The organism is Azorhizobium caulinodans ORS 571 (genome assembly GCF_000010525.1).
Lineage (GTDB): Bacteria > Pseudomonadota > Alphaproteobacteria > Rhizobiales > Xanthobacteraceae > Azorhizobium > Azorhizobium caulinodans.
Genome location: NC_009937.1, coordinates 3,382,792 through 3,407,242, shown reverse-complemented (window position 1 = coordinate 3,407,242; position 24,451 = coordinate 3,382,792). Strand labels below are relative to the sequence as shown.

Genomic DNA, 24,451 nt, shown 5'->3' with positions numbered 1-24,451 from the left:
CCCCATGCGCCCGCGGGCGATCCCTTGCTGTCACAGGCGTTCATGACAATCGCGGCTTCCTCTCCGGTGCGACCGGCTCTCTCTGTTCCCGCCCGCCATCCGCTGATCGGTGTTGCTGCCATGGTCCGGGGGCTGGAAGCCCGGCGGGACATGGCGCCCGTGTGGGATGGGCTTGTCGCCCGGCTCGACGCCGACCCCGAGGACGCCGCCGCCCTTCTCGACATGTCGGCCCTGCTCATGGCCCGCAAGGCGAGCGTGAAAGCCGAACAGGCGCAGGCGGCTGCGCTCTCCCTCTGCCGTCAGTTCCATCGGACGTATGGCGGCGGTGGCGGACTGCGGCTTCTCGCTTTCGTCACCGCCGGAGATCTGATGGCCAATACGCCGCTGGATTTCCTGCTCACGGGTTCCGATTTCGAGCTCGATTACGTCTATCTTGATCCGGATGTGAGCGACCTCTCCGGCCTGCCGGCCCACGATCTCGCCATCGTCGCCATCGCCGAATCGCCCGAGAATGATCCCATCCTGCTGCGTCTCGATGCGCTGCTGGCCGACTGGCCGGTGCCGGTGCTCAATGCTCCGGCGGGCCGCATCGCGTCCCTGACCCGCGACGGCGTGTGCGCCCTGTTCGCCGATGAGCCGACCGTGCTGTCGCCGGCCGCCGTGCGCGTGCCGCGCGCGGATCTCGAAGACCACATGCGCAACGAGATCGGCTCAAGACTGCCCTTCAGCTATCCGATGGTGGTGCGCCCCATCGGCAGCCACGCGGGCAACGGCCTTGAGCGCATCACCAGCCGCGATCAGCTCACGCTCTATTTGCTTCTGCAGAAGGAGACGGAGTTCTTCATCAGCCCCTTCATCGATTACAGCCGCGAAGACGGGCTGTTCCGCAAGCAGCGCATCGCCTTCATCGATGGCGCCGCTTATGCGGTCCATGGCGCCACGTCCCAGGACTGGATGATCCATTACGTGAATGCCGGCATGCGCCAGCATGCGGAACGCCGGGCCGAGGAAGCCGTCTTCATGGGAGGCTTTGAGGCAGATTATGCCGTGCGCCATGCCGCCGCCTTCCGCGCTCTGACCGAGCGCATCGGCCTCGATTATTTCGCCATCGACTGTGCAGAGCTTGCAGACGGCCGCCTGCTGCTGTTCGAGGCCGACATCGCCATGGTCATCCATGATGCGGATGACCCGCAGATGTTCCCCTACAAGGTGGAACCGATCCGCCGCCTGTTCACGGCCTTTCAGGACCTGCTGATCCGCCGGGCCGGCAAAGGAAGCACGCGCAACGTCGCCTGATCCCGCTCTACGGACGGAGCGGCACCGGCCTCTGAGCAGGCGTCGAAAACCCGGGTTTTCAGGGCATCGGAGAGGGCACCCACGCCTGTTCCAGGTGTGGGTGCCCTTGCGATGCGCGCCGTTGCGGGCCGGCGCGCAATCCCTGCGGTTCGCCGCGCTGCGGCGTCCCCGCTGATGGTCTGGAGGTGTCCGCGGCGCAGATCCGGGCGGAGGGGAGGCCCGGAGGCACCGGCATCGTCTCCGCCTGAACCGAACGCACCTTGTGGTCCACCGCCGCCGCGAGATCGGCCGCCTGCGTGGCCCGCGAAGGGCCGGCCGACCCGCGCGCCGCGGAGAGGCGCATCAGAACGATGACCACCAGCGAGAGGGTCGCTGCCAAGGCGGCGATCAGGGTGATGCGCGTGTTGGCGGCCGCATCCCGCTCCAGTTCCTCGCGGTGCGCGAGGGTCATGTCCGCAAGTTCGTTCCGCAGCACAGACAGGCCGTCATGGACGCGCCGGAGAGCGGGGGCGCAGAGCCCCGCGTCAGGTCCTTCCTCGGCGCCGCCCCGGCTGCACGCGCGCCGGACGGCACGGTTGAAGTCGTCTTCAATGTCCTTGAGGCGGTCGGCGAGAATGGGCGACAGGCGCGCCGTCGCGATAAGCTGCATCGAGAAGCGATGTGCGGCTTCCGCTGTCCGGACTGTCGCGCCCCGGGCACCAGCCTGGGCGGGGAAGCGATCCTGCCGATAGAGTTCGCTGAGACCGTCCATGAGCAGGCGGTCGGCATCCGTCAGCAGGCGCATGGCATGTGCCGGCCCTTCCGAGACGGCCTGAGCCCCGCGTGCGATGGCAAGAGCCTGCACCGAGCTGTAGATCCCCCCGCCAATGCTGGCCGCGCCGAGGCCCAGCGCAAGGGCGACTGCAAGCCAGGGGGCGGGGAGACGGTTGGTCATGAGCAAGCCTTTTCTTCGAGAACCTACCCGGCGACGCGGCCCACGGAGGTCGCGTTGGCGAAATCGGCATGAGGACGAAAATGAGAAGAAAAGGATAAAGGAGTGTTTTCTGGCTCACGGCTGGATGACCGCTGGCCAAGGCTGAGTTTCATGAATGGGATAAATCAAGCCTGGTTCGGATAATCTTGACCTCCGAACCTATTTCTCGTCCCCCGTTTCCATTGCTAGCAGAGTGTAGGGTTAATCTTGCTTCAAGCTTGCCGAACATGAACGGGAATTAACCCTGTCGATTCCTGTCCCGACTTTCACGCGCTGTCGGCAATGCTGCACGTATGGCGTGTGTGCCCGGCGCAGCATGAGCGTGCTGCGGGAACGGCCGTGGATGCGGGAGGGAGGACGCACGTCATCCTGCCGGAAGGGCGCTGGGCCGGGGCAGGGCGCGGGCTCGATTCCAAGAAAAATGCCTCCGGCCATGGGAGGCCGGAGGCATCGCAAGAGAGATCCGGTGATGGATCAGTTCGTCCGCACGGCGGGCTTTGCCACCATGGCGCCCTGGCGCCCGTAGAGGATGAAGGTGGCGATGAGGCCGCAGGCGCCGGCGAAGATCAGCCAGTAGCCCGGCGCGGCCTTGTCGCCCGTCTGCTCGATAAGCCAGGTGGACACCGCCGGCGTGAAGCCGCCGAACAGCGCCGTGGCGAGGCTGTAGGCGAGCGAGAAGCCTGTGGTGCGCACATGCGCCGGCATCACCTCGGTGAGCGCCACCACCATCGCGCCGTTGTAGCTGGCGTAGAGGAAGGACAGCCAGAGTTCGACCGCCAGCATCTTGCCGAAGGTGACGTTGGCCACCAGCCACGCGAGCGCGGGATAGGCGGTGAGCAGCGTCAGGGCGGTGAAGATGATGAGGATCGGCTTGCGGCCGATGCGATCCGACAGAGCACCCATGACGGGCAGCCAGAAGAAGTTGGAAATGCCGACGCACAGCGTCACCAGCAGCGCGTCTGTCTGGGAGAGCTTGAGCACTGCCCGCCCGAAGGTCGGAGTGTAGACGGTGATCATGTAGAAGGACACGGTGGTCATCACCACCAGCATCATGCCCGCCAGAACGATCTTCCAGTTGCCGGCGATGGTGCGGAACATCTCCCCAAGCTCGGGGCGATGCTTGCGGGCGAGGAACTCCTCCGTCTCCTCGAGCGAGCGACGCAGGAGGAACAGCAGGGGCACGATGAGACAGCCGATGAAGAAGGGAATGCGCCACGCCCAGTCGGAGACGGCCTGCGGCGCCATCCAGGCATTGAGGGCATAGCCGAGGAGGGCAGCCACGATGATCGCCACCTGCTGGCTGCCCGACTGCCAGCTGACATAGAAGCCCTTGTTCCCGGGCGTCGCGATCTCCGCGAGATAGACGGAGACGCCGCCCAGTTCCACGCCCGCGGAAAAGCCCTGAAGCAGCCGGCCGAGCAGCACCAGAAGCGGCGCGGCCATGCCGATGGTGGCATAGCCGGGCACGAAGGCGATGAGGACGGTGCCCAGCGACATGATGCCGAGCGTGAGGATCAGACCCTGCCGGCGGCCGAGGCGGTCCACATAAGCGCCGAGAATGATCGCCCCTAAGGGCCGCATGAGAAAGCCGGCGCCGAAGGTGCCGAAGGTCAGCATGAGCGAGGCATAGGCATCACTGACCGGAAAGAAGGCGTGCGCGATGTGCGTCGCATAGAATCCGAACAGGAAGAAATCGAACATCTCCAGGAAGTTGCCGCTGGTGACGCGGAGCACTGTCATGGCCTTGGAGGAGGGCGCTGCCTGAGGCTGCGGGGCGGGCATTGGGGGCCTCTCGGGTCGAAAAATGGGCGGCACTATGGCGCACAAAGCGTCAGATGCCTACATGCCGCTAGGGAATTAGCAATTCATATCAAAGGGTTAGTTTTCCGTTGCGGAAGGTTGGGTGATGTTGACGGTGGTCTGCAAAATAAGTTTGACACAATCAAATTGTGTGCTACTTAAATGGCCATGGAAGCGGCTTGGCCGTTTCTCATCGATTTCTCAAGGCACGAGGATCAAGCGATGTCCGTCGATGTGAAGTACACCACCAAGGCCACTGCCAACGGGGGCCGTGACGGCCGCTCGGTCACCGAGGACGGCAAGCTCTCCGTGAAGCTCGACACGCCGAAGGAACTGGGCGGCGCCGGCGGCGAGGGCACCAATCCCGAGCAACTGTTCGCGGCCGGCTATTCGGCCTGCTTCCTCGGCGCGCTGAAGTTCGTCGCCGGTCTGGAGAAGGTGCGCATTCCGGCAGAGGCGACGGTGACCGCCACCATCGGCATCGGTCCGCGCTCGGAAGGCGGCTTCGGCATCACCGCCGCGCTCGCCGTCTCGCTGCCGGGCATCGAGCGGGCTCAGGCCGAGGATCTGGTCGCCAAGGCCCATCAGGTCTGCCCCTATTCCAACGCCACCCGCGGCAATGTGGATGTCGGCCTGACGGTCGTCTGACGGCGAGGCTGCGAGGTGGCGTCAGCGGGGAACCGCATCGGCCGGACGTAAGAACCCGGCCGGCCATTGTCCCGCGCCGCCGCCTGAAGCGTTCCCGGCCCGCCTGACCGGCGGATCGGTGTGCGCGCCGGATGTGGGGCGCTCTCCCCCCACGCCCGCATCCGGCGCGCGTCTTCCCGTCCCTCCGGACAAACAAAACCCCGCCGCGGCGCCGCCGGGCGGGGTTTCGTTTCAGGCCTCGACGGCGATCGTCAGATCACCAGCCCGGACGGCAGTGCAGGCCGCCGTAGGGGCCACGCCAGCAGTAGCCGGGGTGCCAGTAGGGGCCGTAGCCGTACCACCAGTCGATGAACAGGCTGGCGTTGGTGCCGGAAACCGGCTTGTCGTCGCTCAGCACCTTGTACTTGTAGACGAGGGTGTCGCCGTTGATCACCGGATCGGTCAGCTCGACCACGGCGGTCTGGGGCTTGCCGTCCACGGTCACCGCGAGGGTGGCGTTCGGCGGATCCTTCTGGAAGCTGTCCTTGCCGGTGTTCCAGAACTTCACGAAATTCGCCGTGGGCGCATCGCCCGTCATGCGCTCGGGGCGATCCGAGAACATGAGGGTCTGCGGAGCCACACCCTTGAGGGTGATGGTGGTCGCATCGACCGTCACGGAATCGGCCACCTGCACGAACAGCCAGTTCGCGGGCTTCATCTCTTCAACATTGGCGGGCTTGGCAGGCGCCGTCTGGGCCTGTGCGCCGGTGATGGCGCACGCCACCGCCAGCAGCGCACCATAGAAAGCGGACTTCATAGAAATCTCCCAAAGCTGGGGTCCGTCACCACGGCGCGCACTCTACCATTTTGCCGCCAGACCGCCAGAGCCTTCACAGACGATTAACCCTGTTTCATGTAATCGCAGGCGTAGCTGTTCTCGCGGCCAAGTTGAGGCTGGAGATTTTTTGGCGACCTCGGCAGCTCAGGATTGCAGAGGCCGTCACAAATATTTCGCGTATGATCGGCTGTTGCGCCGCCACCTTGGCATGAGGCTAGAAACGGCGATCGGGGCCCCGGCTGTTCAGTTCAGCCGAGCTCAAGAATCCAGAAGGCCGGCAAGCTTGAGCGCCACGCCCTGTGATCCCTCCAGCCGCAGACGGCCGGTGGAGAAGGCGAGCATCGGGCCGATCCGCCCGGTAATCAACTTGTCCAGCGTGTCCGAAGACAGCTTCAGGACAGCTTCGGCCTCGGCATCGCTCTCAGTCACGGACACGCCGCCGCCGGTGGCGTCGAGATGGATGGACTGGCCGCTGTCTGTGAGATCGAAGCGAACGGTGTGGTTGAGCGCGGACAGGGCGCTGGCGCGCTCTTCAAGGGCGTCGATGAGGGTGGCGATTTCGGCCATGACTGCTCCGGCAGGGACGAGGGCCGCGCCCGGGCAAGCGGGCGCGGCGGGGGAAGGGATCAGAAGGCGTCGTCCGGAAGGGCCATCATGGACGACTTGCCGGATTTGATGGCGCCCCAGAGGCCGGCCACTTCGGGCAGCAGGCGATCGATGAAGAAGCGGGCGGTGGTGATCTTGGCGTCATAGAAGGCGGCTTCGCCATTGGCGGTGGCCCGCTTCTCGAACGCCACTTCCGCCATGCGCACCCACATGTAGCCCAGCGCCACGAGGCCGAAGAGGCGCAGATAGTCGGTCGCCGCCGCGCCGGCCTCTTCCGCGTCCTTGAGGCCCTTCTCGGCGATATGGCCCGTGGCGAGCTGGAGCGCGCCGAAGGCCTTGCCGAGCGGGCCTACCAGCGGCCCGAGATTCTCGTCGTCCATCTTGGCGTCGATATAAGCGAGCACCGGATGGAAGAAGCTGCGCAGGTAGCGCCCGGTGTGGGCGGGCAGCTTGCGGCCCACGAGATCGAGGGCCTGGATGCCGTTGGTACCCTCATAGATCATGGCGATGCGCGCATCGCGCACATACTGCTCCATGCCGTGGTCGCGGATGTAGCCGTGGCCACCATAGACCTGCACGCCCAGCGAGGCATTGGTGAAGCCCAGATCCGTGAACAGCGCCTTCACGATGGGGGTCATGAGGGCGGTGAAGTCCTCCGCCTGCTGGCGCTCTTCCGGATCGTTGGAACGCTCCATCAGGTCGAGATTGCGTGCCACCCAGCCCGAGAGGGCCCGGCAGCCTTCGTTATAGGCGCGCATGGTCATCAGCGAGCGCCGCACGTCCGGGTGCACGATGATGGGGTCAGCCGCCTTCTCGGGATATTTGGCCCCCGAGAGGGCACGGCCCTGCACGCGGTCGCGGGCATAGGCGACGGCGCTCTGATAGGACGCCTCGCCGATGCCGAGGCCCTGCGTGCCGACCGACAGGCGCTCGGAATTCATCATGGTGAACATGGCGGCCATGCCCTTGTGGGGCGTGCCCACCAGCCAGCCCGTGGCCTCATCGAAGGACATCTGGCAGGTGGCCGAGCCGTTCAGGCCCATCTTGTGCTCGATGCCGGTGCAGGTGACGCCGTTGCGCGGGCCGGGGCGTCCATCCTCGGTCGGCAGGAACTTCGGCACGAGGAAGAGGCTGATGCCCTTGATGCCCTTGGGCGCATCCGGCAGGCGGGCGAGCACCAGATGGATGATGTTCTCGGTCAGGTCGTGCTCGCCGGCGGAGATGAAGATCTTCGAGCCGGTGATCTTGTAGGAGCCGTCCGCCTGCGGCTCGGCCTTGGTGCGCAAGAGGCCGAGGTCGGTGCCGCAATGGGGTTCGGTGAGGCACATGGTGCCGGACCACACGCCCTCCACCATCTTCGGCAGGAAGCGTTCCTTCAGTTCCTGCGAGGCATGGCTGTTCAGGGCCTGATAGGCGCCATGGGTGAGGCCTGGATAGAGGCCGAAAGAGAGATTGGCCGAGCACATCATCTCTTCGACGAACTTGGTGACGCTCGCCGGCAGGCCTTGGCCGCCCCATTCGGGATCACAGGCGATGCCGTTCCAGCCGCCCTCCACATAGGTCTTGTAGGCGTCCGTGAAGCCGGTGGGCGTGCGCACGACGCCGTTCTCATACCGACAGCCTTCGGCGTCGCCCACGACGTTCAGCGGCGCGAGCACCTCAGTGACGAGCTTGCCGGCTTCCTCCAGCACGGCATCGATGAGGTCGGTGGAGATGTCCTCGCACCCCTTGAGATCCTTGAGCGCGTCGCTTCCGTGCAGCTCATGGAGCACGAAGCGCATGTCGCGCAGCGGCGGCTGATAGGTCTGCATGGTGTCAACTCCCTGAACCTGTTCGTTGCGTTTTCCGCCTTCTACGCCTGCCGCCCGCCGATGGGGAGGGGCGGGTTCGGCTGAAGGCGCCCGCATCTCTCCGGCGGATAGGGCATGGCCGGCCGCAGCATGCCGCGCCGGCCATGCCCCTGGCCGCTGCTGTCCGCCCCCGGTCGCAGCGGCCGTTTCCGCGCCCTGCGGTCAGTTGCGCAGCGGGCGTCCCGTTTCCAGCACGGACTCGATCCGCGCCAGCGTCGCATTGGTGCGGATCAGCTTCATGAAGCCGGCCCGCTCCAGTTCCAGAACCTGCGCCTCGGTGACCGGCTGGATGTGATCCGCCGGGCCGCCGGTGAGCACTTCCGCGAGCGCGGAGGCCACCACCAGATCGTGCTTGGTGGCGATGCCGCGCTTGTGGAAGCTCTCAGCCGCCATCTCCAGCGCCACGCGGCCGGAAGGGCCTGGCAGCGTCAGGTCCACGGGCTTCGGCGGCACATAGTTTTCCGCCAGCGCAAGCGCCTTGGCCTTGGCGTCCGCCAGCAGGCGGTCGCGGTTCATGGTGATGCCGTCGCTCTCGCGCAGGAATTTGTATTCCTTGGCCTCGGCGGCGGATTTCGACACGGTGGCGGTGCTCACCATCTCGAACACCTTGGAGGGCGCGGGCATGGGGCCCTTGGGCAGGGCCGGGTCGGTCTGCCAGCGGGTCAGCATCTCCTTGCAGCCGCCCCAGCCGGGCAGCACGCCGACGCCGCATTCCACGAGGCCGATATAGCTCTCCGCATGGGCCTGCACGGCATCCGAATGCAAGAGGATCTCGCATCCGCCGCCGAGCGCCATGCCGGCGGGGGCCGACACCACGGGGAAGGTGGCGTATTTCAGCGCCTGATAGGCCTGCTGGCCTGCCGCCACCAGCTTCTCCACCTCGCCGAAGGCGGCGATGTTGCAGGCGAACAGCGCGAGGCCGAGATTGGCGCCCACGGAGAAGTTGGAGCCCTCGTTATAGATGACGAGCGCCTTGTGCTTGTCCTTCACGAGCTTGGACGCCTTGCCCAGGAGCGTGATGATGCCCTCGTCCAGTGAATTGGACTTGGAGGTGAACTCGAAGCACAGCACGCCGTCGCCGAGATCCCACACGGCCGCCGAACTGTTCTTAAGTACCGGCTGGGCGGTGAGCTTGATGTCGGAGAGCAGCAGCACGCCTTCGGGACGCACGATGTCGCGATAGATGCCGTCGCGGCCGAGATACTGCCGCTTGCCGTTCTCGACCCGGTAGAAGGTCTTGTCGCGGGCGAGCGTCAGGAATTCCGGCACCGGCTCTCCCATGCCGTCCAGCGCGGCGATGAGCGCGGGCGCGCCGATGCGGTCGATCAGCTCGAACGGCCCCCATTTCCAGTTGTAGCCGAGGCGCATGGCGTCATCGATGGCCACCACGTCGTCCGCCGCCGCCGGCACAAGCCAGGCGGCATAGGCGAGGGTGCGGGCCATGACGGAGACCGCATAGCGGCCGGCGGGCGTCGTGGCGCCGAGCAGGGCGCCGACATTCTTGGCGGCCGCTTCCACTTCCGGCAGGCGGGCCTTCTCCTCTCGGCGGTAGCTGCCGCTCGCAAGATCAATGGCTTCCTTCACCTTGCCGCCGCCCTCGCGGTTCAGCCGGTAGAAGCCGCCCTTGCCCTTCCGGCCGATGAGGCCGGTCTCGATCATGGTGCGGATGAGGGGGATGTCACGCACCGTCTTCTGGAACGGATCGTCCTTCGGCAGCGCGCGCTCAAGGCTGCCCTGCACGTGCGGCATGAGGTCGAGGCCGACGAGGTCGAGCAGGCCGAATACGCCGGTCTTGGGAATGCCGAAGGGCCGGCCCATGACGCTGTCGGCTTCCTCGACCGTGAGGCCGAGGGCGAAGGCCTCGCCCACCGCAAGCTGCATCCAGTAGGTGCCGAGGCGGTTGGCGATGAAGCCGGGCGTATCCTTGCAGGTCACCACCGTCTTGCCGAGCTTCACGTCGGCGAAGGCGCTGACGCGGGCGACGGTCGCGGGATCCGTCTCCGGTCCCGAGACGATCTCCAGCAGGCGCATGTAGCGCGGCGGATTGAAGAAATGGGTGATGAGGAAGTCACGGCGGAAGCCGTCCGACAGCCCTTCCGTCAGCGCCGCGAGCGGAATGGTGGAGGTGTTGGAGGAGACCGCCGTGCCCGGCTTCCGCACGGCGTCGATCTTCCTGTAGAGCGCCTGCTTCACATCGAGCCGCTCCACCACCGCTTCCACGATCCAGTCGCACTCGGCGAGGGCGGGGAGGTCGTCCTCGATATTGCCGGCCTTCACCAGCTTGGCGCTGCGCTTGGACATGAAGGCGGCGGGCTCCGCCTTCAGGAGCCGCTCCACCGCCTTTTCGGCGATGGCGCTGCGGTTGGTTGCGCCCTCGGGCACGATGTCGAGGAGGAGCACCTCCACCCCGGCATTGGCGATGTGGGCGGCAATGCCGGCGCCCATGACGCCGGCGCCGATGACGGCGGCCTTGCGGATCTCGCTCATGGTGGCGCCTCCGCTCACACGCGCTCGAGAACGGTGGCGATGCCCTGGCCGCCGCCAATGCACTGGGTGGCGACCGCATAGCGACCGCCCTCGCGCTTCAGCAGGGACGCCGCCTTGCCGACGATCCGCGCCCCGGTGGCGCCCAGCGGATGTCCGAGCGCGATCGCGCCGCCGTCGATGTTCAGCGTCTCGGGCTTCACATTGAGGTCGCGGGCGCAGGCGATGGCCTGCGAGGCGAAAGCCTCGTTCAGTTCCACCACGTCCACGTCCTCGATCTTGATGTTGGCGCGGGCGAGCGCCTTGCGCGTCGCATCCACGGGGCCGATGCCCATGATTTCCGGTGCGCAGCCGGCGACCGCCACCGAGCGCAGGCGGGCAAGGACCTCAAGGCCGTGCTTTTCCGCATAGGCTTCCGAGCAGACGAGAACGGCGGAGGCACCATCGGTGAGCGGGGAGGAGGTGCCGGCGGTGACCGTGCCGTTCTGGTCGAACGCGGGCTTGAGGCCGGCGAGGTCGTCCGCCGTGGTCTCGGGCCGGATGCAGCTGTCGGCGTCCACGCTCTTGCCGTTGATGCGGATGGGGACGATCTCGTCCTTCAGCTTGCCTTCGGCCTGGGCTTTCGCCGCCTTGCGCTGGCTCTCCACCGCGAAGGCCTCCTGATCGGCGCGGGTGATCTGCCACTTGCGCGCGACATTCTCCGCCGTGTCGCCCATGCCCATGTAGGCGGCGGCATTCTTGGCGTAGAGCGCCGGGTTCGGCATGGGGTTGAAGCCGGTCATGGGCACGCGGCTCATGCTCTCCACGCCCGCGCAGATGAAGGCCTCGCCGGCACCCAGCAGGATCTGGCCGGCGGCCATATGCACGGACTGCATGGAGGAACCGCAGAAGCGGTTGACGGTGACGCCCGCCACCGACTGGGGCAGCTCCGCGATCATGCCGATGAGGCGGGCGATGTTGAAGCCCTGCTCAGCCTCGGGAAAGGCGCAGCCGACGATCAGGTCCTCGATGTCCTCGGGATTGACCTTCGTCCGGGCGATCAGCTCGCGCACCACCTGGGCGGCGAGATCGTCCGGCCGCACGCGGGCAAGATCGCCCTTCTTGGCGGGGGCGAAGGGCGAGCGGGCATATCCCGCGATGACGACGTTCGACATGGGCGCTCCTGCAAGCTTTCAAAATGCCGTTCGGCTTTCGGTCTTCTTGTTTATTCCGGCGCCCGACGGCGCCCCGCGGGACTCATCCCCGCCGCTTGCCCGCCGCCTTGCGCGGCGAAGCTTCCGCCGCATCGGCGATCGCCAAGGCGGACAGGGTCTGATCCTCGATGTCCTTGAGTTCGGCGATGCTCTCCTCCAGCGCCACGCGCTGATCCTCGAGCATTTCGAGGCGCGTGCGCACCTTCTTCAGCAGCAGGCGGATCTGCTCCACCTGCGTCGGGTCGACATCATAGAGGTCGAGATATTCCTTGATCTCGCGCAGCGAGAAGCCGAGCCGCTTGCCGCGCAGGATCAGCACCATGCGGGCGCGGTCGCGCTTGGTATAGACCCGGATGTTGCCGGCCCGGCGCGGCGAGATGAGGCCCTTGTCCTCATAGAAGCGGACCGTGCGCGGCGTGATGGCGAGGTCACGGGCGAGTTCGGTGACGGAGAAGAAGGTGTCCGTCAGGGCCCCATGCGCGGACGCGCCGGGCGTGTCGGAACCGTGCGATCCATCGAGTGCCATAGGTTGACCTATACGTCATCTAACGGACCCTAGGATACATGCTTCGCATCGCCCTGCAAGGGTGGCGGCAGGCGCGTGTCCAAACAAAATTGGATAGCAGGCTTTGTTTTTGCGAGCGCACAAACGTTATTGCAATGCAATAATCGCTGGGTGAGCGGCGCGTTCAAGAAACCGATCTGGAATCCGGAATGCCGAACACTGTGTTTTTAGGCACGCATGGCGCTGAAACGCCGTGGCGCGCTGCGGAAAAGCCTGAAGGCGGTGTTGTAAGCATGTAACACTTGGAAAAACGTGTGTCATAATGGCGGCGGAATCGAGAGCGCGCGTTGACGGCGGCACGCGGATCGGCATTCTGATGACGTATAGGGCATCCAGCGCACTCATAGGCGCACCGCACAAGAACAGTGATGCCGGGTGGAAATGCTGCAGTGGAGGGGCTTGTTTCATGAGGCACATCAGGAATCTGCGGCGTTTCGCGCCGGGCGTCGTCATCCCCGTCCTGGCCCTCGCCGGGGCTGGAGAAGCCTCTGCCGGCGGGTTCGGCCTGCGTGAGCAGAGTTCCTATTATCAGGGCACGAGCTTCGCCGGTGTTGCGGCCGGCGGATGGGGCCTTGCCTCCATGTACTGGAACCCGGCGGCCATCAGCTTCGTGCCGGGACTGCAGGTGGAAGGCAACGTCAGCTATGTGGCGCCCCATGCCTCCATCGACGTGAACCGCGCCACCGCGCCCATCACCGGCACCAATCTCGGCACCTTCGGCGTCTCGGACATCGTGGACAATGCCGCCATCCCGGCCATGTATGCCTCCTACGCCTGGGAGCGCTGGGCAGTGGGCGTCTCGGTGAATGCGCCCTTCGGCCTCGTGACCGATGCGCCGTGCAACTGGTCCGGCCGCTTCTACGGCTGCTACAGCCGCATCTATGACGTGAACGTCCAGGGCAACGTGGCCTACAAGGTCAACGACTGGCTGGTCATCGGCGGCGGCGTCTCCGTGAACTACATGGATGCCCGCCTCAATCAGGCGCAGATCAACGGCGTCTCCACCGCCGGGCCCGTGCTCGGCACCGGCCAAGTGGATGGCGACGACGTCGGGCTCGGCTTCAGCCTCGGCGCCCTGTTCACCCTTGCGCCCGGCACCACGCTCGGCATCGGCTATCGCTCCTCCATCGACCTCAATCTCACGGGGCAGGTCTCGGTCTACGCCCCGACCGGCCAGAATCTGGCGATGTTCCCGGCCAATGCCGGCCTGACGCTGCCCGATCAGGTCACGGCCAGCTTCCGGTCGCAGCTCAATCCGCAGTGGACCGTGAGCGGCACGGTGGAGTGGACGAACTGGTCCAGCCTCCAGAAGCTGGTGGTGGTGCCGCAGGGCGCCAGCATCTCCGTGCTTGACCTCGGCTGGCGGGACGGCTGGTTCTTCTCCGGCGGCGTCGAGTATCAGTGGGATCCGCGCCTCGCGCTGCGCACCGGTCTCGCCTATGAGATCTCGCCGGTCACCGACGATGTGCGCAATCCGCGCCTGCCGGACTCCAACCGCATCTGGCTGTCGGTCGGCGCCACCTATGCCTGGACCAATCAGCTCAGCATGGATCTCGCCTATACCCACATCTTCGGCCAGAGCGGCAGCATCAACCTGAGCCCGGCCGATCCGGCCAATGCGCTGCGCGGCTCGCTCTCGGCCCAGGTGAGCGATGCCTATGTGGACATCGTCTCCGTCGCCCTGCGCTACAAGTTCGACGCCCCCCAGCCGACCGCCGTGGCGCTGATCACCAAGTGACGGCAGGTCCCGGTGGTCCTGCCGCCGGGACTTCACCATAATTGCGTGATGAGCTGACGCTTCCGCATCCGCCGTGAGGCGCTGCGGAAGCTCGAAGAACAAGCCGCGTCATGCGGCGCCCCGGCGGCGCGAACCGTCGGACCCGTCGCAGGTGCGGGAGAGGGGAGGAGAGCCATGCTCCAGCGCATGGAACAGGCGCGGGCCGCGAGCCCCATTACCGAACTGCTCGACCGCAGCGTCGCCGCCTATGGCGGCAAGACCGCCCTGAATTTTCTCGGACGCTGCTGGACCTACGCCCAGCTTGGCGGTCTCGTGGACCGCGCGGCGGCCGGCCTCCAGCGCCTCGGCGTCGTGCCCGGCACGCGGGTCGGCCTGTGCCTGCCCAATACACCCTATTCGGTTATCTTCTATTTCGCCGTGCTCAAGGCCGGCGGCATCGTGGTGAACTTCTCGCCGCTCTATGTGGAACGCGAGCTGAAACACCAGATCCGCGATTCCGGCACGACCATCATGGTGGTGCCGGACCTCAGGATCATCCATTCCCGCGTCGCGGCCGTGGCCGAGGAAGCGGGGCTCAAGACGATCATCGTCTGCCCCTTCGCCGGCATTCTCTCCCCGCTCAAGGGGCTGCTGTTCAACCTGTTCAAGCGCAAGGACAAGGCGGTCTACGACACGTCGGACGGCCGGCACGTCACGCTGAAGACGCTGACCGCCGATGTTCCGGCGCTGAAGCCCGTTCTGGTGGATGCCGAGCGCGAGGTGGCGGTGCTGCAATATACCGGTGGCACCACCGGCGTCCCCAAGGGCGCCATGCTCACCCATGCCGCCGTGGCGTCCAACGCCCGTCAGGTCATCGACCATGTGGACTGCCTGACGCCGGGCGGCGAGCGGGTGCTCGGCGTGCTGCCGCTGTTCCACGTCTTCGCCATGACCACGGTCATGAACATTCCCATCGCGCTCGGCGCCGAGATCATCCTGGTGCCGCGCTTCCAGCTTGCGGACCTGCTGAAGACCATCGCCCGCACGCGGCCGACGCTGTTCCCCGGCGTGCCCACCATCTATGGCGCCATCAACAACGCGCCCGAGACCCAGCCGCAGGATCTCGCCTCCCTCAAGCTCTGCATTTCCGGCGGCGCGCCGCTGCCGGTGGAGGTGCGTCATCGCTTCGAGGCGCTCACAGGCTGCAAGCTGGTGGAGGGCTATGGCCTCAGCGAGACCTCGCCCGTGCTCACCGCCAACCCGCCGACCGGCATCATCAAGGACGGCTCGGTGGGCAAGGCGGTGCCGCAGACGGTGCTGGAGATTCGCAGCCTGGAAGACCCCACGCGCATTCTTGGCGTCGGCGAGAAGGGCGAGGTCTGCGCCCGCGGGCCGCAGGTCATGCTGGGCTACTGGAACCGCCCGGAAGAGACGCGGTCGGCCTTCGTGGACGGCGCCTTCCGCACCGGCGATGTCGGCTATGTGGATGCGGACGGCTATCTCTTCCTCGTGGACCGCATCAAGGACGTGATCCTCTGCGGCGGCTTCAACGTCTATCCGCGGATGATCGAGGAGGCGTTGTATCTCCACCCGGCTGTGGCCGAGGCGGTGGTCATCGGGGTGCCCGATCCCTATCGCGGGCAGGCGCCCAAGGCCTTCGTCACGCTCAAGGCCGGGGAAACGGTGACGGGCGATGATCTGCGGGCTTTCCTGATCAAGCAGGTCTCCAAGGTGGAAATGCCCAAGGAAGTCGAGGTGCGCGACAGCCTGCCGCGCACGCTGGTGGGCAAGCTCTCCAAGAAGGAACTGGTGGACGAAGAGCGCCAGCGGCACCCTCAGAGCTGAAACGCTGCGGCTGCTCCCGGCGGCGGGGCGTGGTATGGGGCGGGCGGCGCCCGCCGGCGCCGAACCGGTCCCTCCCGAGGTTCGCCATGCTCTCCGACTGGTCCGTCGCGCGCGCGGCTGCCATTGCCTGCGCGGTCATTGCCCTGTTCCTCGCCGCCTGGGCCATCTCGGACGTGCTCCTGCTTGCCTTTGCCGCGATCCTCGTGGCGATCGGCCTGCACGGGCTCGCGGGTGCCGTCACCCGGTACACCGGCTGCCCGCCCCGCGCGGCCCTCGCCGTGGTGTGCCTGCTGGTGGCCGGCCTTCTCGGCGTGGTGGCCTATCTGTTCGGCAACATCATCAGCGCGCAGGTGCGCGAGCTGTTCCACCGCCTGCCCGCCGCGTGGGAGACGTTCCAGGACGAATTCCATCTCCGCGGCATGGTGGATGACCTCATGCGCCGCGCCGAGGCGGCGGCCACGCCCTCCGGTGCCACGGTGCTCTCGGCGGTGCGCGGGGTAACGTCCAACATCGCCAACGTGCTGGTCGGAATCTTCCTGATCGTCGTCGGCGGGCTCTATTTCGCGATGCAGCCCCACTTCTACCGGCGCCTGCTGATTTCTCTCTTTCCCCCGCAGCATCAGGACGCGGCCGGACGCCGGGTGGACGGCATCGGCCAGTCGCTCCGCTGCTTCCTCCAGGCCCAGCTCATCGCCATGATCGTAGTGGGGCTGCTCTGCGGCATCGGCCTTGCCGTCCTCGGCGTGCCTGCGGCATTGGCGCTCGGGCTTTTCGCCGGCCTCGCGGAATTCGTGCCCATGGTGGGGCCGGTGATGGCCGCCATCCCCGCGCTTCTGCTGGCGCTGACCGTGGGGATGGAGACCACTTTCTACACGCTGCTGCTCTTCCTTGTCGTCCAGCAGGTTGAGAGCAACATCATTTCGCCCTTGCTGCAGCAGGAACTGGTGTCGCTGCCGGCCGCCGTGACGCTGTTCTCGGTGGTCGCGTTCGGCACGCTGCTCGGCCCGCTCGGCCTGCTGCTGGCGACGCCGCTGACGGTTCTGGTCTTTGCGCTCTGCCGCCCCGACGACAACTGCGCCATCTGAGATTTCGGAGGGCGTTTGCGGGCGCCCCCGCGGCGTGTATGTTCGCGCGCCCTGCGGCTTCCGCTTCGGCCGGATCCCGTATCCGCTGCCGGAACGAGACGCGCGGGGCGGCGGCCTTGCCGCCGGGCCGGCCCGCCTGGGCCTGCCGCTTGGTTCTGGACCGGCCGCGTTGCCGCTGGCGCCCTGCCAGCGCGGCGGCTGAGGGCACGGGGATTAGAGTTTCATGGCCCGCGACACCACCGATGCGACGCCGATCCGCTCGCGCGACGAGCTCGTTGCCTATCTTGAAGCCGGCAACAAGCCGGAAGCGGCGTTCCGCATCGGGACCGAGCACGAGAAGATTCCCTTCACCCTCGGCCGGCACGAGCCGGTTCCCTATGAAGGCGACAAGGGAATCCGGGCGATTCTCGAAGGCATGCGGGACGTGCTCGGCTGGGACCCCATCATGGAAGGCCCGACCATCATCGGCCTTGCGGACCCCCGCGCCGGCGGCGCCATCTCGCTGGAGCCCGGCGGCCAGTTCGAGCTTTCGGGCGCGCCGCTTGCGTCCATCCATGAGACCTGTTCGGAGCTGAACACCCATCTTGCGCAGCTGCGCACGGTGGCCGAGCCGCTCGGCGTCGGCTTCCTCGGCCTCGGCATGAGCCCCAAATGGAGCCGGGCGGAGACGCCGGTGATGCCCAAGGGCCGCTACAAGATCATGTCCGGCTACATGCCCAAGGTGGGCAAGCTCGGCCTCGACATGATGTTCCGCACCTGCACCGTGCAGGTGAACCTCGACTTCTCTTCCGAAGCCGACATGGTGCAGAAGCTGCGCGTCAGCCTCGCGCTCCAGCCCATCGCCACGGCGCTCTTTGCCAATTCGCCCTTCACCGAAGGGCGGCCGAACGGCTTCCTGACCTTCCGCTCCGAGATCTGGCGCGACACGGACAATGCGCGCTCCGGAATGCTGCCCTTCGCCTTCGAGGACGGCATGGGCTTCGAGCGCTATGTGGACTATGCGCTCGACGTGCCGATGTATTTCATCAAGCGCGGCGATGCCTATATCGACGTGGCCGGCTCGTCCTTCCGCGATCTGCTCGCCGGCCGCCATCCGGCGGTGCCGGGAGAGACCGCAACGCTGGCGGACTGGATCAACCACCTCTCCACCATCTTCCCCGAAGTCCGCCTTAAGCGGTATCTGGAGATGCGCGGCGCCGACGCGGGTCCGTGGGCCAAGCTCTGCGCGCTGCCGGCCTTCTGGGTCGGGCTGCTCTATGACCGGCAGAGCCTGGATGCCGCCTGGCAGCTTGCCAAGGACTGGACCGCCGACGAGCGCCAGACCCTGCGTGATGAGGTGCCGCGGCTCGGGTTGAAGGCCACCATCGGCGGCCGCACCGTGCAGGACATCGCCCGCGACCTTCTTGCGCTTTCGCGCGCGGGTCTCGTCCGCCGCCGCCAGCTCGACAGCCAGGGCCGGGATGAAACGCGCTTCCTTGCACCGCTGGAAGAGGTGGTCGCCACCGGCCGCACGCCTGCCGACGATCTGCTGTCCCGCTATCACGGCGCCTGGCAGGGCTCGGTGGAGCCGGTGTTCGAAGAACTCGCCTACTGATCCGGTTTTTGGATCGCGTTCCGAAGGATCGGCGCGGCTATTCCGCCGCGTCGGCCTCGGTGAGATTGTCCAGCCCCTGAATGATGTGGTGGGCCAGCGCCTCCGCGAGCGCCGAGGGCTCATGCGGGTTGCGCAGCAGGCCGATGTCGCAGGGCGGAAGCGGCGGGAAGCCTTCGGCCGCCCCCAGCACCCGCATGCCGGGGCGCAGGGCCGATTCGGGCACGACCGAGATGGCAAGGCCTGCCAGCACCGCGGCGGAAACCGCCCCATGGTTGGGGCTGCTGTAGAGAATGCGATAGCCGCGCTTTGACTTATGCAGGCCCGCCACCGCCACGTCCCGCCACTGGCAGGTGGGCTGGCCGAGGGCGAGCGGCGTCGGCTCCTCCAGATGTGCGGAATGGCGGAGCGATCCCACCCACAGCAGGCGCTCGCGCCGGATCACCTGCACATTGCGGTTGGAGATGTCGGTGGCGGTGATGATGGCAAGGTCGATGGCCCCGGCCGCGATGCTCTCGTTCAGCCTTTGACTTGGCTCGCACACCACCGTCAGCTCGACGGAGGGATGGGTGCGGGAAAACCGGGCCATGATGTCGGGGAGATAGCGGTCGGCGTAATCGTCCGGCACGCCGAGGCACACGCGGCCGGAGAGCGTCTGGTCGGTGAAGGCCGAGACCGCCTCCAGATTGAGCTTCACGATGCGCCGGGCATAGTCGAGCAGCTTTTCGCCGTCCGGCGTCAGCCGCGAGGCGCGGCCGTCACGGGCAAACAGCGGCCGTCCCACCCGGTCCTCCAGCCGCTTCATCTGCATGGAAACAGCGGACTGGGTCTTGTGTACGACCTCGGCCGCCTTGGTGAAGCTGCCGGTCTCCGCAATGGCGGCGAAGGTCCGCAAATGGTCGGCATCGAGCAGAACGGTCATGGCGCCAGCGTCCCGAAGTCATCACACACGATGATATGAGCGATGAATAACATTCGCTAGTCTGATTCATCGCTCTCGGACACAAGAGGAGCCAACCGCGGCGCAGCGAAATCGGGTGGCCCTCACCCGAGGCCTGGAGGAGTGATGGCGCGCCCCGGTGATGGAGAGCGACATGGCAACCTTCGGTGAAAACAGCAGCGCCTTCTATGCGCCCGTCAGCGTCCGTTTCGGCCTGGCGGCCCGTGCCCTCGTGCGGACGGTGCGCAATATCACCCGTGCCATGATCCATCGCCGGGATGTGGCCACCCTCGGGGAGATGAGCGACGCGATGCTGAAAGACATCGGCCTCGACCGCAGTGACCTGCGCGACGCGGCGGCATCCCCCTGGTGGAGCGATCCGACCGACGTCCTGGTGACCCGCTCCGTGGAGCGGCAGGCCGCCCGGCGCCTCGTGCAGCGGGAGCTTCTGCGCCATCGCGGCCTGCCCGAAAAGGGCTGGTGATCACGCGCACCGTTCCAGAATTCCAATGAGATTGCGGTCGCGCCCCTCGGGACCGCCGCCTTGCCCGCACCGTCCGGTGCGGGCTTTTTCGTATCTGCCTCAGCCCTTGCGGCCGCTGCTCCGGTCGAGCATCTGCGCCCAGACATCGAACGGGTAGAAGCCCGTCGGCCCCGAACTGCGGCTCGGATCAAAGGCGTTGAAGGCCGGCGGGCAGCCCTGGGTGAACAGCTTGGCGAAGAAGTCCTGGAACGGCAAAGCGGGATTCGCCGGTTCGGGCGGCGGGGGAGGGGGCGTCGGCGCAGCCTTCGGGGGCGGTGCCGCGGTCCAGCCCTGAGCCGGGATCTGGAAGGCTGCCATGGACGCGCTGATGGTTTCCGCCAGCGCCTGCCAGGGGTTGTTGCTGCGGGCGTTGGCGCCGCGCAGGCCGAAGGGCGACTGCACCATCATCTGGGCAAACGCATCCACCCACGGATTTCCCGTGGACTGGGGCGCCTGCTGGGCCTGCGGCGGCGAGATGAAATTGTTCAGCGCATCAACCCACGGATTGCCCGTCGGCAGTTGCTGCCCGCTGGCCCGCGCGAGGGATGCCGCGAGCATCTGGCTCATGGCACCGGAGGCGGCCAGCGATTTGGCAAGACCGCCGAGAAGGAGCGTCGCAAAGGACGGCATCACCTGCTTCACCACGGCGGCGGCGAGGCCGGAAGACGAAGCCGCGTGGTCGGCGACCGCCTTGGCCACGTCGGGACTGCCGAACACGGCTTCCAGCACCGGATCGCCCGGCTTGGCGAGTTCCACGGGCTTCTGCGGCGGGTGCTCGTAGAGCCCGCCGTAGGGGCCGCTCATCATCAGGATGGTGAGATTCGCGAGGCTCTCGGGCGATTGCATGGCCCGCTGGAGCGCCACGGAGAAGGCCGGAATCAGCGCTTCCATCACGCGCTGCGTCTGCTGGGCCGAGAGGCCGTACAGGTTGGCGAGGTTCTCGACGCCGTGCCCGCCTTGGGCGGACTTCAGCAACTGGGTGAACTGATCCATGTATGGCCTCCCCTGAAGGAGACCCTACGCCATCACAGCGCCAAAATCACGGGTCGATGGCCGCCGCATCCTGCGGCGAGGACAAAGGCGGCATTTCCGCTGGCGCCGGGTGGCGGCCGGGCGCAGCCGGCGCACCTGAACGACCGATCTTCTCGATGAGCCGGAACGCGAACACCATGCCCGCGAGCCCGAAGGCCACGGCGCCGAGGCTCTGTCCGAGGATGACCCCGTTCGGCCCCATGAGCTGTCCCCCCGCCCAGGCGAAGGGCACCGTGCCGAGTGTCGCCCGGCCCCAGTTGAACAGCGTGGAAAACAGGGGCGCGCCGAGATTGTTGAAGGCGGCGTTGGAGACGAACAGGGCACCGAGGAACATGAAGCTGCCCGCCGAGACGAGGCAGAAGAACTCCACGATGCCGCGTCCCGCATCTGTCAGCCCGAAACCGGAGGCGATGGAACCGCGGCCGAGCGCCATGGCCAGCCAGACGAGCAGGACGTAGCAGAGGATCAGCAGCAGGCTGTCACGCAAGGTGGTGCGCAGCCGGTCGTAGCGGCCGGCACCGAGATTCTGGCCGAAGATGGGGCCGACAGCCCCAGTCAGCGCGAACAGCGGCCCGAACGCCACGGGGATGACGCGCCCGATCACCGCCCAGGCCGCCACCGCCTCGTCGCCGAAGGGGGCGAGGGCGGAAGTGACATAGGCATTGCCCACCGGGGTGGCCACATTGGTGAGGATGGCCGGCCAGGCGATGGACGCGATGGGACGGAAGTTCTCGGCGATCATCCGCCGGGTCGGCCGCGTCAGCAGGCGATGGTGCTTGCCGCACCAGTAGAGGCCGGCGATGGCCATGAAGAGGCGGGAGGCCGAGCTCGCATAGGCCGCGCCATCCACCCCCAGATGGAGCACGAGGATCAGCAGCGGGTCCAGCAATGCGGTGACGATGCCGCCGCCGAGCGTCACCCACATGGAGCGGCTGGCATCGCCCGTCGCCCGCAGGACGCCGGAGGCGACCATGCCGAGGCCGAGCAGCGGCGTCGAGAGCGTGACCATGAACAGGAAGCGCTCCGCAATGGCCGCGGTGTGTCCGGTGGCGCCGAGGAGGCGGAGGAGGGGATGCAGCAGCGGCAGCGTCACCGCCGTCAGGATGAGGCAGGTGGCGAGCATCAGCACCGCCGCCGTGGTGGCGCGCTGGCGTGCCTCCCGCCGCCGCCCGGCGCCGAGCGCCCGCGAGACGGTGGCGGAGGCCGCGATCATGAGGCCGATGGTGACGGAGGTGACGAAGAACATCACCGTGCCCGCATAGCCGATGGCCGCCGCCAGTTCCGCCTCGCCCAGCAGCGAGATGTAGAAGAGGTTGAGCAGGTCCACCATGAACACGGCGACCAGCCCCACCGAGCCGGTGCCCGTCATGACCGCCACATGGCGCATGATGGAACCGTGGGTGAAGGTGGGATGGGAACGGGCCATGGGAACCTTGGAGCGGGCGGGGGCGAGTTCCGGATGCGATCAGGCTGAACGCGCCCGATCCGGCTCCGTGGGCCGGCGGGGGCGGACCATGCCCCAGACCGATGCGGAAGAACACCGCTGACGGCGGTGACCCGTCAGCCGGAGAATTCGGTCTCGTGGGTGAGCACGTCCTGCGCCTCGGGGTTGAGCGGGCGGGCGGGCTTCTCGGGCCGGGTGAGCGGTTCCGGCTCCACCTTGCGGGGCGTGAACTGGTCGAGGCCGGCGTAAAGGCCTTCCTCCATCTGGCGCAGCAGCCGCGCCCGGTCGCGCTCGCGCACCTCGGCGACGCGCTGGCGGGCGGTCTCCGTATCCAGCCCCAGCGATTCCAAGGTCCGCGTGCCGAAGGCGAAGGCCGATTCCAGCGTCTCACGGATCTCGAAATCCACGCCCTTGCGCAGGAGATCCATGGTGTGCACGCGGTCGAAGCTGCGCACGAAGAGGCGGGCCTGCGGCATGGAGGCCTTCACGATCTCCACGATGCGGGTGGCCGTGTCCTTGTCGTCCACGCACACCGCGATGACCTCGGCGGTCTCGGCGCCGGCGGCGCGCAGCACGTCGAGCCGCGTGCCGTCGCCATAATAGATGTGCACGCCGAAACGGCCGGCGCTCTGGATCATCTCCACATCGTTGTCGATGATGGTGACGCCGACATTCTCGGCCAGCAGGCACTGGGAGACCACCTGCCCGAAACGGCCGAAGCCGATCACGAGCACGCTGCCGTTGGCATCCGTGAAATCGTCCGGCTCGGGCTCCGGCGCATCCTTGCGCAGGCGCGGCAGCAGCACCTCGATGCCGGCGAAGGCCAGCGGACCGATCATCATCGTCACCGCCGCCGTAGCGGTGAGGAGCGAGGTCTGCTGCTGGTCGAGGATGCCGTTCGAGAGGGCGAGCGGGAACAGCACGAAGGCGAACTCGCCCGCCGGCATCAGCACGGCGCCCGCCCTGAGCCCGTCCGCGAGATCGCGGTGGTCCCCCCGATAGAGCACGAACACCACGGCGAACTTGATCGCTGTGATGACGAGAGCGCCGGAGAGCACGGGACCGAGGTAGGGAATGACCACCTTCAGGTCCAGCGACATGCCGACGCCCATGAAGAACAGCGCCAGCAGGAGCCCGCGGAAGGCGTCGATATTGGCTTCCAGCTCGTGACGGAAGGTGCTTTCCGACAGCAGCAGGCCGGCAAGGAAGGCGCCCAGCGCCATGGACAGGCCGGCAAACGCCATGAGGCCCGCCGCACCCATCACCACGAGGAGGGCGGCCGCCGTCATCGCCTCGCGCGCGCCGGTGCGGGCGAGCAGACGGAAGAGCGGATTGAGGAGATAGCGCCCCGCCACCACCACCACGGCGATAGCGCCGATCATGGCGCCGGCCTGGAGCAGCACGCCGGTGGGGTTGCGCGGTGTCGCGGATTCGCCCGGCGCCAGCAGGGGCACCAGCGCCAGCAGCGGCACGATGGCGATGTCCTGCAACAGCAGGATGGAGAAGGCCCGCTGGCCGTAGCCGGACGAGACGTCGCCACGCTCCGAGAGCAGCTGGAGCGCGATGGAGGTGGCCGACATGGCGAGCGCCAGGCCCGAGATGACCGCCGCCGCCCAGCCGAAGCCGAGCAGCATTTCCACCACCGCGATCACCGCGCCGGTGAGCAGAAGCTGCGCCGTGCCGAGGCCGAAGATGTAGCGCCCCATGGAAAGGAGGCGGGAGGGCTGGAGCTCGAGGCCGATGAGGAACAGCAGCAGGACGACGCCGAGCTCGGCCACCGTGATGACTGTGGAGGGGTCTGCCACGCTGAGGCCGGCCGGGCCGATGGCGACGCCGGCGGCGAGATAGCCGACCACTGGCGAAAGGCCGAGGCGGCGGGCGATGGGAACGGAAACGACGGCCGCGGCGAGGAAGGCGAGGGCGCTCAGGAAGAGCGTGTGTTCATCGCCATGCATCCGCTCCGTCTCCCCGCGGCCCGCCAGAGCATCCGTGGCGCCTCCCGCACTGCAAGGCGGCACCGGCCAGACGCTCTCTCTACCAAA

Annotated in this window: 19 protein-coding genes; 7 read left to right on the top strand and 12 right to left on the bottom strand. The window is 67.1% G+C overall.

The features are described from left to right. Positions 1 to 42 precede the first annotated feature (42 nt). Positions 43 to 1,296 carry an ATP-grasp domain-containing protein gene (locus AZC_RS15395; protein ID WP_043879444.1) on the top strand — a complete coding sequence of 418 codons (1,254 nt, stop codon included), beginning with the start codon at positions 43 to 45 and terminating at the stop codon, positions 1,294 to 1,296. Positions 1,297 to 1,354: 58 nt separating this feature from the next. Here AZC_RS15395 and AZC_RS15390 read toward each other — a convergent pair whose 3' ends face one another. Continuing rightward, on the bottom strand, positions 1,355 to 2,080 hold the full coding sequence (locus AZC_RS15390) for a hypothetical protein (protein ID WP_148209857.1): 726 nt from the start codon (positions 2,078 to 2,080) through the stop codon (positions 1,355 to 1,357). A 663-nt stretch (positions 2,081 to 2,743) separates the two neighbouring features. Then, complete coding sequence (locus AZC_RS15385; protein ID WP_043879442.1) at positions 2,744 to 4,051, bottom strand: MFS transporter; 1,308 nt, start codon at positions 4,049 to 4,051, stop codon at positions 2,744 to 2,746. Between the two features lie 240 nt (positions 4,052 to 4,291). Between AZC_RS15385 and AZC_RS15380 the strand changes: the two genes are divergently transcribed. After that, entirely contained in the window at positions 4,292 to 4,717 is a 426-nt protein-coding gene (locus AZC_RS15380) for an organic hydroperoxide resistance protein (RefSeq protein WP_012171501.1), read from the top strand. Positions 4,718 to 4,973: 256 nt separating this feature from the next. On the opposite strand, the gene AZC_RS15375 is transcribed toward AZC_RS15380, so the two are convergent. From AZC_RS15375 to AZC_RS15350, 6 genes are all read right to left on the bottom strand, one after another. Further along, positions 4,974 to 5,513, bottom strand: a complete 540-nt coding sequence (locus AZC_RS15375; protein WP_012171500.1) for a hypothetical protein — start codon at positions 5,511 to 5,513, stop codon at positions 4,974 to 4,976. 279 nt (positions 5,514 to 5,792) lie between these two features. Next, positions 5,793 to 6,101 carry an SCP2 sterol-binding domain-containing protein gene (locus tag AZC_RS15370; protein ID WP_012171499.1) on the bottom strand — a complete coding sequence of 103 codons (309 nt, stop codon included), beginning with the start codon at positions 6,099 to 6,101 and terminating at the stop codon, positions 5,793 to 5,795. 59 nt (positions 6,102 to 6,160) lie between these two features. Next, positions 6,161 to 7,951, bottom strand: a complete 1,791-nt coding sequence (locus AZC_RS15365; RefSeq protein WP_012171498.1) for an acyl-CoA dehydrogenase C-terminal domain-containing protein — start codon at positions 7,949 to 7,951, stop codon at positions 6,161 to 6,163. A gap of 201 nt (positions 7,952 to 8,152) precedes the next feature. Then, positions 8,153 to 10,477 (bottom strand): 3-hydroxyacyl-CoA dehydrogenase/enoyl-CoA hydratase family protein, encoded by a 2,325-nt coding sequence (locus AZC_RS15360; protein WP_012171497.1) that lies wholly within the window; start codon positions 10,475 to 10,477, stop codon positions 8,153 to 8,155. A 14-nt stretch (positions 10,478 to 10,491) separates the two neighbouring features. After that, positions 10,492 to 11,628, bottom strand: coding sequence for a thiolase family protein (locus AZC_RS15355; protein ID WP_012171496.1), 1,137 nt, complete (start codon positions 11,626 to 11,628; stop codon positions 10,492 to 10,494). A gap of 82 nt (positions 11,629 to 11,710) precedes the next feature. After that, positions 11,711 to 12,193 carry a MerR family transcriptional regulator gene (locus tag AZC_RS15350; RefSeq protein WP_012171495.1) on the bottom strand — a complete coding sequence of 161 codons (483 nt, stop codon included), beginning with the start codon at positions 12,191 to 12,193 and terminating at the stop codon, positions 11,711 to 11,713. 445 nt (positions 12,194 to 12,638) lie between these two features. Between AZC_RS15350 and AZC_RS15345 the strand changes: the two genes are divergently transcribed. The 4 genes from AZC_RS15345 to AZC_RS15330 all read left to right on the top strand — a co-directional run bounded on the left by AZC_RS15345 (position 12,639) and on the right by AZC_RS15330 (position 18,473). After that, on the top strand, positions 12,639 to 13,970 hold the full coding sequence (locus AZC_RS15345; protein WP_052285950.1) for an OmpP1/FadL family transporter: 1,332 nt from the start codon (positions 12,639 to 12,641) through the stop codon (positions 13,968 to 13,970). Positions 13,971 to 14,144: 174 nt separating this feature from the next. Further along, the gene (locus AZC_RS15340) at positions 14,145 to 15,794 is read left to right on the top strand and encodes a long-chain-fatty-acid--CoA ligase (protein ID WP_012171493.1); all 1,650 of its coding nucleotides are present in this window, start codon (positions 14,145 to 14,147) and stop codon (positions 15,792 to 15,794) included. A gap of 86 nt (positions 15,795 to 15,880) precedes the next feature. Beyond that, positions 15,881 to 16,879 (top strand): AI-2E family transporter, encoded by a 999-nt coding sequence (locus AZC_RS15335; RefSeq protein ID WP_043879441.1) that lies wholly within the window; start codon positions 15,881 to 15,883, stop codon positions 16,877 to 16,879. 223 nt (positions 16,880 to 17,102) lie between these two features. Beyond that, on the top strand, positions 17,103 to 18,473 hold the full coding sequence (locus AZC_RS15330) for a glutamate--cysteine ligase (RefSeq protein ID WP_012171491.1): 1,371 nt from the start codon (positions 17,103 to 17,105) through the stop codon (positions 18,471 to 18,473). Positions 18,474 to 18,510: 37 nt separating this feature from the next. Here AZC_RS15330 and AZC_RS15325 read toward each other — a convergent pair whose 3' ends face one another. Continuing rightward, entirely contained in the window at positions 18,511 to 19,392 is an 882-nt protein-coding gene (locus AZC_RS15325) for a LysR substrate-binding domain-containing protein (RefSeq protein WP_012171490.1), read from the bottom strand. A 172-nt stretch (positions 19,393 to 19,564) separates the two neighbouring features. On the opposite strand from AZC_RS15325, the gene AZC_RS15320 reads away from it, so the two are divergent. Continuing rightward, a complete protein-coding gene (locus AZC_RS15320; protein ID WP_158304124.1) occupies positions 19,565 to 19,894 on the top strand; it encodes a DUF1127 domain-containing protein in 330 nt (109 codons plus the stop codon). A gap of 99 nt (positions 19,895 to 19,993) precedes the next feature. Here AZC_RS15320 and AZC_RS15315 read toward each other — a convergent pair whose 3' ends face one another. The 3 genes from AZC_RS15315 to AZC_RS15305 all read right to left on the bottom strand — a co-directional run bounded on the left by AZC_RS15315 (position 19,994) and on the right by AZC_RS15305 (position 24,364). Further along, positions 19,994 to 20,926 carry a DUF937 domain-containing protein gene (locus tag AZC_RS15315; protein ID WP_012171488.1) on the bottom strand — a complete coding sequence of 311 codons (933 nt, stop codon included), beginning with the start codon at positions 20,924 to 20,926 and terminating at the stop codon, positions 19,994 to 19,996. A 46-nt stretch (positions 20,927 to 20,972) separates the two neighbouring features. Further along, entirely contained in the window at positions 20,973 to 22,391 is a 1,419-nt protein-coding gene (locus AZC_RS15310) for an MATE family efflux transporter (protein ID WP_043879440.1), read from the bottom strand. A 134-nt stretch (positions 22,392 to 22,525) separates the two neighbouring features. Further along, a complete protein-coding gene (locus tag AZC_RS15305; RefSeq protein ID WP_043879439.1) occupies positions 22,526 to 24,364 on the bottom strand; it encodes a monovalent cation:proton antiporter-2 (CPA2) family protein in 1,839 nt (612 codons plus the stop codon). Between the last annotated feature and the right edge of the window lie 87 nt (positions 24,365 to 24,451).

What these genes read in the sequence shown, in the direction of transcription:
- AZC_RS15395 (WP_043879444.1), top strand. Translation starts at nt 43, where the DNA reads ATGACAATCGCGGCTTCCTCTCCGGTGCGACCGGCTCTCTCTGTTCCC.
- AZC_RS15390 (WP_148209857.1), bottom strand. Translation starts at nt 2,080, where the DNA reads ATGCGCCTGCTGACGGATGCCGACCGCCTGCTCATGGACGGTCTCAGC.
- AZC_RS15385 (WP_043879442.1), bottom strand. Translation starts at nt 4,051, where the DNA reads ATGCCCGCCCCGCAGCCTCAGGCAGCGCCCTCCTCCAAGGCCATGACA.
- AZC_RS15380 (WP_012171501.1), top strand. Translation starts at nt 4,292, where the DNA reads ATGTCCGTCGATGTGAAGTACACCACCAAGGCCACTGCCAACGGGGGC.
- AZC_RS15375 (WP_012171500.1), bottom strand. Translation starts at nt 5,513, where the DNA reads ATGAAGTCCGCTTTCTATGGTGCGCTGCTGGCGGTGGCGTGCGCCATC.
- AZC_RS15370 (WP_012171499.1), bottom strand. Translation starts at nt 6,101, where the DNA reads ATGGCCGAAATCGCCACCCTCATCGACGCCCTTGAAGAGCGCGCCAGC.
- AZC_RS15365 (WP_012171498.1), bottom strand. Translation starts at nt 7,951, where the DNA reads ATGCAGACCTATCAGCCGCCGCTGCGCGACATGCGCTTCGTGCTCCAT.
- AZC_RS15360 (WP_012171497.1), bottom strand. Translation starts at nt 10,477, where the DNA reads ATGAGCGAGATCCGCAAGGCCGCCGTCATCGGCGCCGGCGTCATGGGC.
- AZC_RS15355 (WP_012171496.1), bottom strand. Translation starts at nt 11,628, where the DNA reads ATGTCGAACGTCGTCATCGCGGGATATGCCCGCTCGCCCTTCGCCCCC.
- AZC_RS15350 (WP_012171495.1), bottom strand. Translation starts at nt 12,193, where the DNA reads ATGGCACTCGATGGATCGCACGGTTCCGACACGCCCGGCGCGTCCGCG.
- AZC_RS15345 (WP_052285950.1), top strand. Translation starts at nt 12,639, where the DNA reads ATGAGGCACATCAGGAATCTGCGGCGTTTCGCGCCGGGCGTCGTCATC.
- AZC_RS15340 (WP_012171493.1), top strand. Translation starts at nt 14,145, where the DNA reads ATGCTCCAGCGCATGGAACAGGCGCGGGCCGCGAGCCCCATTACCGAA.
- AZC_RS15335 (WP_043879441.1), top strand. Translation starts at nt 15,881, where the DNA reads ATGCTCTCCGACTGGTCCGTCGCGCGCGCGGCTGCCATTGCCTGCGCG.
- AZC_RS15330 (WP_012171491.1), top strand. Translation starts at nt 17,103, where the DNA reads ATGGCCCGCGACACCACCGATGCGACGCCGATCCGCTCGCGCGACGAG.
- AZC_RS15325 (WP_012171490.1), bottom strand. Translation starts at nt 19,392, where the DNA reads ATGACCGTTCTGCTCGATGCCGACCATTTGCGGACCTTCGCCGCCATT.
- AZC_RS15320 (WP_158304124.1), top strand. Translation starts at nt 19,565, where the DNA reads ATGGCAACCTTCGGTGAAAACAGCAGCGCCTTCTATGCGCCCGTCAGC.
- AZC_RS15315 (WP_012171488.1), bottom strand. Translation starts at nt 20,926, where the DNA reads ATGGATCAGTTCACCCAGTTGCTGAAGTCCGCCCAAGGCGGGCACGGC.
- AZC_RS15310 (WP_043879440.1), bottom strand. Translation starts at nt 22,391, where the DNA reads ATGGCCCGTTCCCATCCCACCTTCACCCACGGTTCCATCATGCGCCAT.
- AZC_RS15305 (WP_043879439.1), bottom strand. Translation starts at nt 24,364, where the DNA reads ATGCATGGCGATGAACACACGCTCTTCCTGAGCGCCCTCGCCTTCCTC.